Here is a 13,689-nt window from a genome sequence, read left to right as displayed (position 1 = left end):
TAAGAAAGCAAGCAAAAAGATAAACTCAAAAATCTGTTGAACGTTTACCCCGCTTGCTTTGCGAATGTTGGCAGCACGGAGTAACTGGTTGATCTTTAAAACCTTAAATAGTTTTGAAACTTCAGTTGTGACCTTTTCAGACGGATTAATTTGTTGTATCATTTAATCACGCATCCTTTCCGTTTGGATTGTTTTGGTTTCTTCCTTAATACCATTTTACCAAACGGGGATGCGTTTTTTGTTGTCAACAACAATTTTTTTGCTCAGTTACCCCCGATTTATTGCTGTTTGAGCAGGGTTTTCTGGGTGCGAAACTTGAGTTTATAACCTAAAACCATGAAAAAAACAAACTTTATTCGCGATATTTTTTATCAAATATGGTATTGCTAACCTATAAGCCTTTTATGTTCCACCATGATACAGCAGTCTTTTATAATCTGTACTCCGTTTTGGCGAGCAGTTTGTTCGCTTTCTTCCGGGCAGGTTACTCCCAGTTGAAGCCATACCCAGGGTATTTTTTTCTGTGCTGCTTCTTCCAGCAGGGCAGGGACTTCTTCACTGCGGCGAAAAACATCGACCAGGTCAACAGAAAAAGGTATATCGTTAAGGGAAGCAAAAGATTTTTCTCCCAGTACTTCTTCTACCCGGGGATTTACCGGGATGATGCGGTAACCTTTTTCTTGCAGATATTTAGCGACTCTGAAGCTGGGACGTTCTGGACGGTCAGAGAGGCCTACTATGGCGATAGTTTTGGTTTTTTGTAATATTTCCTTTTTAATCCGGTCTTCCACCAGTTTTTAACCTACTTGGTTGGAATAAAGAGGCAGATTTTGGGATCTGCCTCTTTGGTTTTTTAAAATTTGCGAAATTTTTCGCCCGGTGTGTTACATATAGGACATTTGTCAGGAGCTTCATTTTCTGCCACATAGCCGCATACCGGGCACAGGGCAAAACCTTCAGCGGGAAAATCAGAACCTTCCTCTAGGGCATTAAGTGCTTTTTCAAAAAGTTTCCCATGTTCTTTTTCCGCTTCATTGGCAAAATGGAAGGCGATTTTAGCTTCTTTAGCATCTTCCTTTTCCGCTTCTTTTATAAATTCAGGGTACATCACGGTAAATTCATAAGTTTCGCCCTCCAGAGCAGTTTTGAGGTTTTCTTTGGTGTCTTTAACTCCTCCCATTACCTGCAGCTGTCTTAAGGCATGGATAGTTTCAGCTTCGGCTACAGCTCTGAAAAGGCGGGCTACTTTAGGAAATCCTTCTTTTTCGGCTTTTTCCGCAAAAGCGGTGTACTTGCGGTTGGCCTGGGATTCGCCGGCAAAAGAAGCTTTGAGGTTTTCCTGTGATTTCATTATAGTCTCCTCCTTTTTTGCTTAATTTTTTTTAAAAGATTTTTGTAATTATAGCATAACATTATTTAGCAAAAAAATTTATACCAAATATAAAATTCAGGTTATATATTATGGCCCCAGTATTTACGGTCCAGGCTGCGGTATTGAATAGCTTCGGACAGATGATGGATCTGTATTGATTTTGAACCTTCTAAATCGGCAATAGTGCGGGCTACTTTCAGGATACGGTCATGGGACCGGGCATTAAGGTTGAGTTTATTAAAGGCTGTTTTAAAAAGCTGTTCTGATTTTTCATCCAGCTGACAGTATTTTTTTACTTCTGCTGGCCCCATCTGGGAGTTAAGTTTTATTTGCAGAGAGGAAAACCTTTTTCGCTGGATTTCCCGGGCAGCAGCAACTTTTTCCTGCAGAGAGGCAGAACTTTCTCCACTTCTTTTTTCACTTAGCTGTTCATATTTTACGCGCGGCACTTCTATATGCAGGTCTATGCGGTCCAGGAGAGGACCGCTTATACGGCTCAAATACCGCTGAATCTGCAAAGGACTGCAGCGGCATTCCAGATCAGAACCAAAATTGCCGCAGGGACAGGGATTCATGGAACATATGAGCATAAAATTGGCTGGGAATATATGGGTGGAATGAGCTCTGGCTACGGTTACCATACGGTCTTCTAAAGGCTGACGCATAGCTTCCAGTACATCACGGGAGAACTCCGGCAGCTCATCTAAAAAGAGCACCCCGTTTTGTGCCAGGCTTATTTCACCAGGCTTGGGAATTCTGCCTCCTCCGATTATGCTGGAGCTGGACGCGTTTTTATGTGGTGCGCGAAAAGGACGTTCAGTTATTATGGGATTTTTAGGGGTTAGGAGATTGGCTACCGAATATATGCGGGTAGTTTCCAGGATTTCTTCGCGCTGCATGGGAGGTAATATGCCGGGAAGCCGGCGGGCCAGCATAGTTTTGCCTCCTCCCGGAGGGCCTATGAGCAGGACATTATGCATGCCGGCAGCAGCTATGAGCAGAGCCCTTTTAGCAGTTTCCTGGCCTTTGACTTCGGCAAAGTCGTATTTTTTCTCGGGGTTTGATTTTATCTGGGTGGGATTTACCGGGGAAAGCGTTTCTTCGCCTTCTATGCAGGCTACCACCTGTCGCAAATGAGTGGCATAAAAAGATCTGATTTCGGGAACTAATCCTGCTTCTTTTTCGTTTTCTTCGGGAATTACCAGAACTTTATCTTGTTGGGAATAAGCGAGTTCCAGAGCCATAGCCATGATTCCGGGAACCCGGCGCAGATTTCCGTCCAGGGAAAGCTCACCTGCCCAGTAATAATCGGAAGGGATATCATTATTGATCTGTTCTGATGCTTTCAATATACCCAGGGCGATAGGTAGGTCGAGATGGCTGCCTTCTTTTTTTAGATCAGCCGGGGCCAGATTAACGATTATGCGGCGGCCTGGGAACTTGAAGCCGCTATTTTTTATGGCACTTCTTACCCTTTCCCGGGCTTCTTTGATAGCGGTGGAAGCCAGCCCTACTATTTCAAAGGCCGGAAGGCCATTTTGAATATCAACTTCTACTTTTACCGGCCTAGCTTCAATCCCGGTTATTATTAGCGAATTTACAGCTGCCAGCATATTTTCCTCCCCCGTACAGGTAAGTTTTTCTAACATAAGTTAAGCAAATTCATCAGTTGCTGTAAATGAAAAAATCAATATCTGTTAAAATCTATTTTTTTAAGAACTTTAATGGGCAAATTTACATATATATTTAAAAGGCATATGGATATTGAATAAAAGGACGGAAATATGTATAGGGATTTAACTTTAAAAAAGAAAGAAAAATTTTTCCAGCTTTATAAAGATTATCAAAAAAGAGAGAGGATAAGGGTATTATGTGTTAATCATCTTTTATATTATCTCAATTTCGGGCTTTTTGCTGCTATGGGGAAAATGGGTTATACTGTTTGTATTTTGCCCCTTGCTAAATATGCTGAAGATGAGCAGAAGGATATTTTAAGCTACTGGCTGAAGCAATTTAAACCTCATTTGGTTTTTACTCCCGGCTGGTCTATAAATCTTTTTGCTATTGAAGTTTTTCTGGATGTAGTAAAAAGTCATGAAGTGCCTCATCTTTATTGGGCTACGGAAGATCCGCTCTTTTTTGAAGAAGTTTCCCTGCTTTTTGCTCCGCACTGTGATTATGTCTTTACTTTAGCTGAAGAATGTAATCTATGGTATGCCCAAAGGGGAATCCCTTCTTCTACCCTTACCTTTGCCTGTAATCCGGATATTTTTAAGCCTTTACCTCCCAGAAAAGGATACAGCTATGATCTGGTTTTGGCTGCTAATAATTATTACTGGTTTGCGGAAGGCAAAAAATTTAGGCGCCAGGCTATAGATATAATACTGAAACCTCTGGTGGATGGCAATTATAACCTCAAGGTATGGGGAGGGGATTGGACTAACCCGCAATCAGATTATATTATTCCTGAGCATATGTATGGCGGTTATATAGATTATCGGGAAACTCCTTATCTTTATTCTTCAGCCAAGATTGTCCTGGGTTTGCAATCAGTTAATAATTCCTTGACGCAAACCAGCTGCCGCACTTATGAAATTATGGGTACAGGAGCTTTTCATCTTACGCCTTTTACCCCAGCCTATGCCAATTTTTTCCGCAATTTTGAACATGTAGTATGGTCTACATCACCTGAAGAGACGCTGGAAATAGTAGATTATTACCTGCAGCACGAAGAAGAAAGGAAAAAGATAGCCAAAAAAGCCCGGGAAGAGATTTTGGCCCGACATACCTATATGCACAGGGTGCGGACCATGGAAAAGAAGCTTATGGCTTTTATTGAGGACCTGTGAGCAGGAGCAAGGTTAAGTTCAGGGGAGGCAAGGTTAAAGTATGGAAAAAAAGACGGTGGTGGTTACGGGAGGAGCGGGCTTTATAGGATCACACCTGACAGACTATCTGGTAAGAAAAGATTATGAGGTAATAGTAGTTGACAATTTATCAGCAGGAAGTATAGAAAATCTCCCTCGTTGCGGCAAGATATATTTTTATCAGAAAGATGTAAGAGATGAAACCCTGGCCCGGATTTATGATAAATATAAGCCTGGTTTGCTTTTTCATCTGGCTGCCCATTATGCCAATGAGCTTTCGATAAAGGAACCAGTTTATGATTTAAGGATTAATGCTGAAGGCACTCTGGTGCAGCTCAAGCTGGCAGTTAAAACCAGAAGTATAAGGCGCTTTGTATATGCTTCTACTTCCTGTGTTTATCTGCCGTCATTTAACCCTTTAAAGGAAGATTCACCTTTAAAGCCTCATACCCCGTACGGTATATCCAAGCTGGCAGGTGAATATTATACTCTTTTTTATGGAGCCAACTATGGATTACCTTTTACCATAATCCGCTATTTCAATGTCTACGGCTCTAAAGAACCTGACAGCATGTACCGGGGTGTTATAGCCAAATTTGTAGCGGCAGCGGTGAGGGCAGGATCTCTGTTTATTACCGGCAACGGAGAGGAAGTTAGAGATTTTACTTATGTGGAAGATGCAGTAAAGGGGACAATTTTGGCGGCTTTTTCCTCTAACGGGATAAACCAAGTTTTCAATATAGGAACAGGTACTGGGACTACCATCAGGGAAGTTGCTGATATAATAAGCAGGCTAAAAGGCCAGAACATTTCTGTCGAATACCAGGAAAGAAGGAAATGGGATCAGACCATTTATCGGGTAGCTGATATAAGTAAAGCCAGGTCCTGGCTGGGATATGAGCCAGGATACAGTCTTTATAATGGATTAAAGCTTACCCTGGATTGGTATGAGAAAAATTTAACTACTGACAGGAAAAACCAGAATTAGAGAGGAAAGGGATATGAATAAAGTTATAATTCCTTTAACTAAAGGCCTGTATATTTCGCAATACTATGCCTGGCAAAATTTCAGATCCAGTGAAGTCCTGTTTGCGGGAAGATTTAAAGGAAGAGGAGATATTTATCGCAGTTTGCTCTATTGCGATCTTTCTTATCTGGATGGGATAATTCCCCCGGGTGATGTTATAAGAAGTGCCTGCTTGCAAATGCACATAATACGCAATGATCTTTTACCTGGTAAGAAGGCTAGGTTGCTGATTTATCCCCTGCTTGCCCCCTGGGACGAAAATGAGGTTACATGGAATAAGCAGCCGCTATTTGATAAAAAAAGAAATTTAACTATAGCCGTTAAGGCAGGTAGAGAGGGAGAAGTTGTTTTTGATCTAACTTTATGGGTAAGGGAATGGTATGAGCAAAAAAGTCCCTATTATGGAATCATGTTAGGCGGGGAAGAAGATTATGATGCCCTGATTGCTCTGGCTGGTTTAAGGTTTTTGCCGGTTAGCAAGAGGCCGGCATTAATAATAAATTATGGTAATTTAAATTATTAAATTAATTCCGTTTTTAAAATGTTGTATAATATTCCCCCTTTTTTGGCAATCTAGAAAAGAGAAAGCACAAGGAAAGGAGAAGCGACATGATTGGTGCGGTAGTACGTTTTATCGTATCGGCTCTGGTTTTAATGCTGGTAAGCTTTTTGATACCGGGAATAAGTGTAAATGGCTTTGTGGGAGCTTTAATTGCTGCTCTGGTTATAGCAGGTTTAGGTTATGTAGTAGAAATGATTATGGGTGAGAAGGTTTCTCCCAAGGCGAGAGGTGTAGTAGGGTTTATTACTTCCGCTGTAGTTATATATCTGGCTCAGTTTATTATTCCAGGTTTTTTATCCGTATCTCTTCTAGGAAGCCTTATTGCTGCTCTGGTAATAGGTATAATCGATGCTTTTGTGCCGACGGAATTGAGATAAAATACGGCATTTAAACCAGGAGGGAGCGGTTCTAAATGGAACCGTTCTTTTTTGTTGGCCCGGGCAGTTTTTATAAAGTATTTGCGGAAATATTAAATTAAAAGTAAAATTACAATAGATTGCTTTATATTTTACTAGTTGCAGTTTAGGAGGCTTTTTATGTACGGATTTATAGGGAATATAGGACCATGGGAATTAGTCTTGATACTGCTCATTGCCCTGATTGTAGTAGGACCGGGAAAACTTCCGGAAGTTGCCAGGTCTTTAGGAAAGGCCATAAACCAGTTTCAGAAGGCTACCAGCGGAGTGAAAAGGGAAATTGAGGAAGCCATAAGATTAGATGACAAACCGAGTTCAGCGGCGGATATAAATGTGAAACCAGGAGCAAAGAAGGAAGATGAGGCTGCTGAGGAAGATGTGGTATTAAAAGAGGTGGGAGAAGAAGCAGCTGCGGAAAATGATACCCGTATAAGCTAATCTTTAAAAATCGCATAGAATTTGAAAAACTCTTATCAAGAGAGGTGGAGGGACGGGCCCGATGAAACCCGGCAACCGCCGTATAAGGTATGGTGCCAAATCCTGCAGGTTTTAACCTGGGAGATAAGAGGGATAAAAGGCCCTCTTTATAGAGGGTTTTTTTGTTTATAAAAATAACGAAAGTGGGGTTATCAGCAAAGTGGAAAGTTTGGAAGTCTTGCTCAAACAAAGAATTTTGCTCCTGGATGGAGCTATGGGTACTATGCTGCAGGCTAATGGTTTAAAGCCGGGAGAGTGTCCGGAGTGGTTTGGGGTTAATAATCCTGAAGTGCTGGGAGAAATACATTATAGATATATAGAAGCAGGAGCCGATATTATCCAGACCAATACTTTTGGCGCTAATCGTTTTAAATTGATGGAATACGGACTGGAAGACAAGGTTTATGAAATAAACAGTGAAGCCGTAAGAATTGCCAAAGAAAAGGCGCAAGGGAAAGCACTGGTGGCTGCTTCTATTGGGCCTACGGGAAAACTTTTAAAACCGATAGGTGATGTTTCTTTTGATGATCTGTATGCAGCCTTTAAAGAACAAATTGTAGCCTGTGCTCGGGCAGGAGCTGATCTCATATCTATAGAAACCATGACTGATATTGGGGAAATGCGGGCCGCTTTGATTGCAGCGAAATATAATACGGATATTCCGGTTATTGCCCACATGACTTTTGAAAAAGATGGAAGAACTATGATGGGAACTGATCCGGTAACGGCACTTATTATACTGGAAGCGCTGCAGCCTTTAGCCATAGGAGCTAATTGTTCGGGAGGCGCTTTGCAGCTTTTACCTGTTATCGAGGAGATGAACAGGTATAGCAGTGTATTTTTGTCCGTAGAACCTAATGCAGGTTTGCCGGCTCTGGTGGATGGCAAGACTGTTTTTCCCGATACTCCAGAGGAGATGGCAGAATATGCTCTTTTGCTCAGGGATGCCGGTGCTAATATAATCGGAGGTTGCTGTGGAACTACTCCTGAACATATAAAAGCGATAGCCGAGGTTTTAAAAGGACTTTCTCCTTTGCCCCGGGAGAAGAAAAGGATATTTGCTTTTGCTTCCCGCAGCCGCCATGTTATAATAGGGCCTCCTTATCCGCTGGCTTTTATTGGGGAGAGGATTAATCCTACTGCCCGCAAAAAGCTGGCTCAGGATATAAAAGAAGGACACATGGCCATGGTAGTGGAGGAAGCGAAAAAGCAGGTAGAAAGCGGTGCTCCTATGCTGGATGTTAATATGGGGGTTCCAGGCATAGATGAGAAGGAAGCTATGAAAAAGGCAGTTATAGCTATACAGGCGGTAGTAGATGTGCCTCTTTCTCTGGATTCCACCCATCCGGAAGCCATAGAAGAAGGTTTGAAAAATTTTGTCGGGAGAGCCCTCATAAATTCCACCACCGGCGAAGAAAAAAACCTGGCGAAAATTCTCCCTCTGGCTAAAAAATATGGGGCAGCTGTTCTGGGACTATGCCTGGATGAAAACGGTATTCCCCCTACCGCGGAAGAAAGGGTGAAAATCGGGCATAAAATTTACAACGAAGCCAGAAAATATGGCCTGCGCGATGAAGATATTTATCTGGACTCTCTGGTGAAAACGGCCAGTGCCGAACAAAGAGAGGTTATGGAAACTATAAAAGGCTTAACCCTTATCAAAGAAGAGCTGGGGGTAGGAACCGTTTTAGGAGTAAGCAATGTGTCCCATGGACTTCCCAGCCGGGAGGTATTGAATTCCACGTTTCTGGCTATGGCTCTGGCCGCAGGTTTAGACCTGCCTATAATGAATCCTTTTGACAGCCGGATGATGGATGTGGTAAGGGCAGCAGCTGTACTCTTGAACCGTGATGCTGATTGTAAGGAATTTATAAGTTTCTATAAGGGATCTAGGGCAGAAGCATCCCGTGAGGTGGCAGCCATAAGGCACCCCTTGTGCCGTGAATGCAATATTCCTGATCTGGTAGCCCGCATGGCCAAAGGCGAAGCGGAAAAGGGAGCCAAAGAAGGGAAAACTTCTTTGCCGGCGGAGGAAAAGGAAGGGAGCCTTATAAAGATTCGGAATGCAGTCCTGGAGGGAAATGTGGAAGGTATAATCCCTTTGCTCGAAGAAGCTTTAGAAAAAGAAAAGGTTGAACCTTTGACTATTATTAATAATGCCCTCATACCGGGAATAGAAAAGGCGGGAGAGCTTTATGACCGCAAAGAATATTTTCTGCCTCAGCTTATGCGGGCAGCTGATGCTATGAAAACAGCCTTTTCCTATCTTAAACCTATGCTGGCTGAGGAGAGTGATGCCCAGAGGGGAGTAGTAGTCTTGGCTACGGTAGAAGGGGATATTCATGATATAGGCAAGAATATTGTCGGGGTGATGCTGGAGAATTATGGATTCAAGGTGATAGATCTGGGTAAAGATGTTAAAGCTAAAGATATTGTCGATGCTGCTCAGCGGGAAAAGGCGGATATAGTAGGTTTGAGTGCCCTTATGACTACTACTATGCCCCGGATGAAAGAGGTTATTGAAGAGGTAAAAAAAAGGGGGCTTTCCTGCCGGGTTATGGTGGGAGGAGCGGTGCTTACCCAGGAATATGCTGACAGCATAGGGGCTGATGGCTATTCTGAAGATGCGCGTTCGGCAGTGCTCCTGGCTCAGCAACTAATGCAGAGGGCAGGGTTTAGTACGGTAAATTAGCATAGCATACATGATATTTATTCCCCCTATAAAAATTTAATATAACAAAAGCCTTGTTATAACTGTTAACCTTTATATAAGCGGTCAAAAGAGATGAATTTCACTAATCCCTTGCATTATGCAGGGTGGGAAAGGTATAAGTAATTTTTATAGGGGGCGAAAGAGTGAAAGTAGTAGACAATATGCTGGAATTAGTGGGGGGGACGCCGGTAGTCAAGCTTAACCGGCTGACAGAAGGTATGCAGGCAGAGATTTATGTTAAGCTGGAGTGTTTTAACCCGGCAGGAAGCCTTAAAGACCGGGCGGCTTTTTATATGCTGGAAAAGGCAGAAGCTGAGGGAAAGTTAAAAAAAGGCATGACGGTTATAGAAGCTACGACAGGAAATACAGGTATTGGCCTGGCTATGGCCGCAGCAGTTAAGGGTTATAAACTTATTATTGTTATGCCGGCTAATATGAGTGAAGAAAGACGCAAAATACTTGAATTTTATGGAGCCGAGGTACTTTTAACCCCCCCTATTCAGGGTATGCTGGGAGCAGTAGAAAAGGCGAAAAGCATTGCCACGGCCGATCCGGATAAATATTATCTTGTTCAGCAGTTTTCTAATCCTTATAATGCGGAAAGCCATGCTTTATATACAGCAAGGGAAATATTGGATCAGATGGGAAATAATCTTGATGCTGTTGTCATCGGGGTAGGAAGTGGCGGAACCTTAACCGGGGTGGCAGAAGTTTTAAAAAAGGAAATACCTGATATTGATATAATAGCTGTTGAACCCAAAAATTCAGCGGTTTTAAGCGGTGGATCTCCTGGAGCCCATGAAATCCAGGGTATTGGTGCAGGATTTATACCTCCTATACTGAAAACCGAATTAATAGATTATGTTTTTGCCGTGAAAGATGGAGAAGCTATAGATACCTGCCGGCAGCTGGCAAGGAAAGAAGGGATAGCAGTCGGCATATCTTCCGGGGCTGCAGTTTTTGCTGCTCTTAAAGTAGCGGAGAAGAAAAAGTATAAAAAGGTACTGGCTATAGCACCAGATGGGGCAGAAAAATATATTTCGACCCTTTTGTTTGGATAATAAGGGGGTAAGGGGGAGTTAGAAAGTGAATGTAAAGGCGGTAGCTGAATATCTTGTGTCCTGGCTGAGAAATGAAGTAGAAAAGGCAGGGGCGAAAGGAGTAGTCCTGGGTATAAGTGGAGGTATTGACTCGGCGGTAGCAGCTGTCCTGGCGCAAAAAGCCTGGGGAGAAAACTGCCTGGGGCTTATTCTGCCTTGTGAAAGCAGTGTAGAAGATAGGATGCATGCTCAGCTTCTGGTGGATACTTTTAAAATCAACCACCGGATTGTAGAATTAACCGATGTATATCGGCTGCTTACCACTAAATTTGAATCATATTTAAAAATAGAAGGGGTAAAAGGAAGACTTTTAAGAGCTAATATCAAACCCCGGCTGCGCATGATTACCCTTTATTATTCGGCCCAGGCCAGGGATTATCTGGTAGTAGGCACCAGCAACAAGAGTGAGATAAGTATAGGATATGCTACCAAACATGGGGATAGTGCCGTAGATTTGCAGCTGTTAGGCGATTTGTTAAAGGAAGAAGTTTATGAGCTGGCTCATTACCTGGGTATACCAGAAGAGATAATCAATAAACCCCCTTCCGCTGGTTTGTGGGAAGGCCAAACAGATGAAGGAGAAATGGGGATTACTTATGCAGAACTAGATACCTATCTGAAAACAGGAGAGGGTAGGCCGGAAGTAGTAGAAATAATCCAGGATATGCACAGGAAAAGTGAACATAAAAGAAGGATGCCTCCTATTGCTTATATCCCCGCGGAATACAAATAACAGCTTAACAGCAAAATAAAGCAAAAGGAGGAAGGGCTTTTGGCCAATACCAGAAAACGCAATGTTTTTATAAGGATAATAATTGCCGTAGCTATTTTTATTTATATAGCTATTATGGCTTATAAGGAGCTTTCGCCTTTTGATTTTAGGGTGATTACAGCATTTTTTGGCCTGTATCTTTTATGGACGGTAGTAGCCGAATCTTTGATCTATAAAGATCCTGACACTTATGTGATTGAAGATGATGACCGCAGGTCTTATTTATATGTGCAGCTTTCTTTTTTACTGGCTCTTTTTTTTGCTGCTATCGATTTTGTGGATTTAAATTACACTAGAATTAAAGCTTTAGAACCAGTTATAATTTATACTGGTTTTGCCCTGTTTGTAGTTTCCTGCTTTGTACGCTGGTGGGGCTTTAATTCTATAGGTAAATATTTTAATCCCCGCGTAGCTATCTATGAAGATCACAAATTGATAACCGATGGTGCTTATAAGAAGATAAGGCATCCCCTGTATTTGGGAACCCTGCTCAGTATTATTTCTATCCCCCTGGTTTTTAATTCCTGGGGTTCTCTGGTGCTCATTATATTGCTAACCCTTCCTGCTCTTGTTTATCGCATAAAGGTTGAGGAAGAATTGCTTATCAAGCATTTTGGTGATGAGTACAGGGAATATATGAAAAGAACCAAGAGAATGATTCCTGGTATATGGTAATATTTATTCTAGTAAGCGGGATGAAGGAGGAATTTAGATGGCAGGACATTCGAAATGGGCGAATATAAAACATAAAAAGGCCCGTTCTGATGAGCGAAAAGGCAAAGAGTTTACCAAAATTGCCCGGGAAATAATGATAGCTGTTCGTACCGGCGGCAGTGCTGATCCTGAAGCCAATTCCAAGCTTAAGCTGGCTATCCAGAAGGCTAAAGCAGTTAATATGCCGAATGAAAATATACAAAGGGCTATAAAGAAGGGAACGGGAGAAATAGAAAGTGAAGCTCTGGAAGAAATGATATATGAAGGCTATGGACCGGCGGGGGTGGCTATATTGATGGAAATAGCTACCGACAACCGCAACCGTACCGCTTCGGAAATAAGGCATATTTTCTCCAAGCATGGAGGCAATATGGGGGAAAGCGGTTGCGTAGCCTGGATGTTTAAGCGGGCTGGTCTTATTGGGATAAAGAAAGAAAATCTCAAAATGGATGAAGAAGAGTTTATGCTTTATGTTATGGATTTAGGCGCTGATGATATAAAAGATGAAGGGGAAGTGCTGGAAATTGTAACTGCCCCCGAAAACTTTATGGAAGTAAAAGAGGCGCTGGAAAAGGAAAATATCCCTTTAGAGGTAGCCGATGTAGTTATGCTGCCGGAAAATACAGTGGAAATAACGGATGAGGAAACAGCAGCTAAAGTAATTAAGCTTATCGAAAAATTGGAAGACCATGATGACGTGCAGAATGTCTATACCAATGTTTCCATCCCCGATAATTTGATGGAAAAGTTGTCTTAAAAAAGTGCAAAGGTGACCCTGGGTTTTCCCGAAGTCACCTTTTTTAATCCTATTTTTCTGCTGCTTCCGGCACTTCAACTTTAAGCTCTCCATTTACAAAGCTTATTTTAGCCTCTCTGGAGTTTATCCGCAAAGGCAGTGCAGCCAGAACGCTTTTCAGGTTGATTTTGGGGTCTAAAGGCATATCGGTAAATTCGCCTATTTTTATCCAGGGCATGTTGGCTTTTATTACATAATCCGTATCTTTGCGATAAACTTTTACCGGTATTTCCAGGGTTAAATCATCCTCAGCGGAGGCAAAGATATTTTCGCCCCAGCTTATGTCGCCATAGGGAGAAAGAATATCTACCGGAGTACCTGCCCAGTTATCGAATAAAGCAAGAATATGTTCGGTTTTTTCCAGTTCATCATTAAGGCTTTGCAGGGCAGCCTGGTAGTATTCGGCTTCTCTTGCGTTGTTGGCAGATATTTCTTCCGGCTCTATTTCCCATATGATGCCATTGCTCAGAGCTGCTTCCATAAAGCGAAATACATTTTGCCAGTAAGATTTATCTTCCGTTTTTTCATTTTGGGCTGTCCTTAAATCTTCCATCTGAGAACCTGCCTCTACATCCCGCCAGGCGTAGTTGGGATCAAAGAAAGAATAGTCTAAAGCTATGTCGTTAAAGATATCAGCCAGCTTGTGGACTGCCATTTTCCCACCTCCTAAATTTGCGGATTTGAACGCAATTTTCAGAAAACTTAAACAAATTTGACTTTAATTTGACTTTCTTATACTTAATTTAAACCATATTTCCGGTTTTTATGCAAGTACAATTTTAACCAAAATTTATATTTTAAACCGGTTTAAGTGACGATTTATCCGGAAAAATACAAAATGTTGGCTAAAGCAAGTATAGACGGCCTGGAGGA

General features: G+C 42.1%; 14 protein-coding genes and 1 riboswitch. Of the genes, 10 read left to right on the top strand and 4 right to left on the bottom strand.

The features are described 5' to 3' along the window. Positions 1–386: 386 nt before the first annotated feature. The 3 genes from BUB92_RS07100 to BUB92_RS07090 all read right to left on the bottom strand — a co-directional run bounded on the left by BUB92_RS07100 (position 387) and on the right by BUB92_RS07090 (position 2,985). Positions 387–791 (bottom strand): CoA-binding protein, encoded by a 405-nt coding sequence (locus tag BUB92_RS07100; protein WP_341372075.1) that lies wholly within the window; start codon positions 789–791, stop codon positions 387–389. A 62-nt stretch (positions 792–853) separates the two neighbouring features. Beyond that, positions 854–1,351, bottom strand: a complete 498-nt coding sequence (locus BUB92_RS07095; protein ID WP_073092092.1) for a rubrerythrin family protein — start codon at positions 1,349–1,351, stop codon at positions 854–856. 101 nt (positions 1,352–1,452) lie between these two features. After that, on the bottom strand, positions 1,453–2,985 hold the full coding sequence (locus tag BUB92_RS07090; protein ID WP_073092090.1) for a YifB family Mg chelatase-like AAA ATPase: 1,533 nt from the start codon (positions 2,983–2,985) through the stop codon (positions 1,453–1,455). Positions 2,986–3,156: 171 nt separating this feature from the next. Between BUB92_RS07090 and BUB92_RS07085 the strand changes: the two genes are divergently transcribed. From BUB92_RS07085 to BUB92_RS07040, 10 genes are all read left to right on the top strand, one after another. Next, positions 3,157–4,221 (top strand): CgeB family protein, encoded by a 1,065-nt coding sequence (locus BUB92_RS07085; protein ID WP_073092088.1) that lies wholly within the window; start codon positions 3,157–3,159, stop codon positions 4,219–4,221. A gap of 40 nt (positions 4,222–4,261) precedes the next feature. Beyond that, complete coding sequence (locus BUB92_RS07080) at positions 4,262–5,227, top strand: NAD-dependent epimerase/dehydratase family protein (RefSeq protein WP_073092086.1); 966 nt, start codon at positions 4,262–4,264, stop codon at positions 5,225–5,227. A 13-nt stretch (positions 5,228–5,240) separates the two neighbouring features. After that, positions 5,241–5,789 (top strand): DNRLRE domain-containing protein, encoded by a 549-nt coding sequence (locus BUB92_RS07075; protein WP_073092084.1) that lies wholly within the window; start codon positions 5,241–5,243, stop codon positions 5,787–5,789. 86 nt (positions 5,790–5,875) lie between these two features. Then, on the top strand, positions 5,876–6,205 hold the full coding sequence (locus tag BUB92_RS07070; protein ID WP_073092081.1) for a phage holin family protein: 330 nt from the start codon (positions 5,876–5,878) through the stop codon (positions 6,203–6,205). Between the two features lie 159 nt (positions 6,206–6,364). Then, entirely contained in the window at positions 6,365–6,682 is a 318-nt protein-coding gene (gene tatB, locus BUB92_RS07065) for a Sec-independent protein translocase protein TatB (protein ID WP_084728391.1), read from the top strand. Between the two features lie 29 nt (positions 6,683–6,711). Next, positions 6,712–6,812, top strand: a riboswitch (SAM riboswitch). A gap of 69 nt (positions 6,813–6,881) precedes the next feature. Then, complete coding sequence (locus tag BUB92_RS07060; RefSeq protein ID WP_278280507.1) at positions 6,882–9,413, top strand: homocysteine S-methyltransferase family protein; 2,532 nt, start codon at positions 6,882–6,884, stop codon at positions 9,411–9,413. A 164-nt stretch (positions 9,414–9,577) separates the two neighbouring features. Next, positions 9,578–10,495, top strand: a complete 918-nt coding sequence (gene cysK, locus BUB92_RS07055; protein ID WP_143156889.1) for a cysteine synthase A — start codon at positions 9,578–9,580, stop codon at positions 10,493–10,495. A gap of 25 nt (positions 10,496–10,520) precedes the next feature. Then, positions 10,521–11,267 carry an NAD(+) synthase gene (gene nadE, locus BUB92_RS07050; RefSeq protein ID WP_073092077.1) on the top strand — a complete coding sequence of 249 codons (747 nt, stop codon included), beginning with the start codon at positions 10,521–10,523 and terminating at the stop codon, positions 11,265–11,267. A 39-nt stretch (positions 11,268–11,306) separates the two neighbouring features. Continuing rightward, positions 11,307–11,981 (top strand): methyltransferase family protein, encoded by a 675-nt coding sequence (locus tag BUB92_RS07045; RefSeq protein WP_073092074.1) that lies wholly within the window; start codon positions 11,307–11,309, stop codon positions 11,979–11,981. Between the two features lie 37 nt (positions 11,982–12,018). Continuing rightward, a complete protein-coding gene (locus BUB92_RS07040; protein ID WP_073092072.1) occupies positions 12,019–12,777 on the top strand; it encodes a YebC/PmpR family DNA-binding transcriptional regulator in 759 nt (252 codons plus the stop codon). Between the two features lie 49 nt (positions 12,778–12,826). On the opposite strand, the gene BUB92_RS07035 is transcribed toward BUB92_RS07040, so the two are convergent. Then, positions 12,827–13,471, bottom strand: a complete 645-nt coding sequence (locus BUB92_RS07035) for a hypothetical protein (protein WP_073092070.1) — start codon at positions 13,469–13,471, stop codon at positions 12,827–12,829. Positions 13,472–13,689: the final 218 nt, after the last annotated feature.

The sequence above is a fragment of the Thermosyntropha lipolytica DSM 11003 genome (genome assembly GCF_900129805.1).
Classification (GTDB): Bacteria; Bacillota; Syntrophomonadia; order Syntrophomonadales; family Syntrophomonadaceae; genus Thermosyntropha; species Thermosyntropha lipolytica.
The sequence above is the reverse complement of the archived record's forward strand: the minus strand, read 5'-3'. Positions and strand labels throughout refer to the sequence as shown.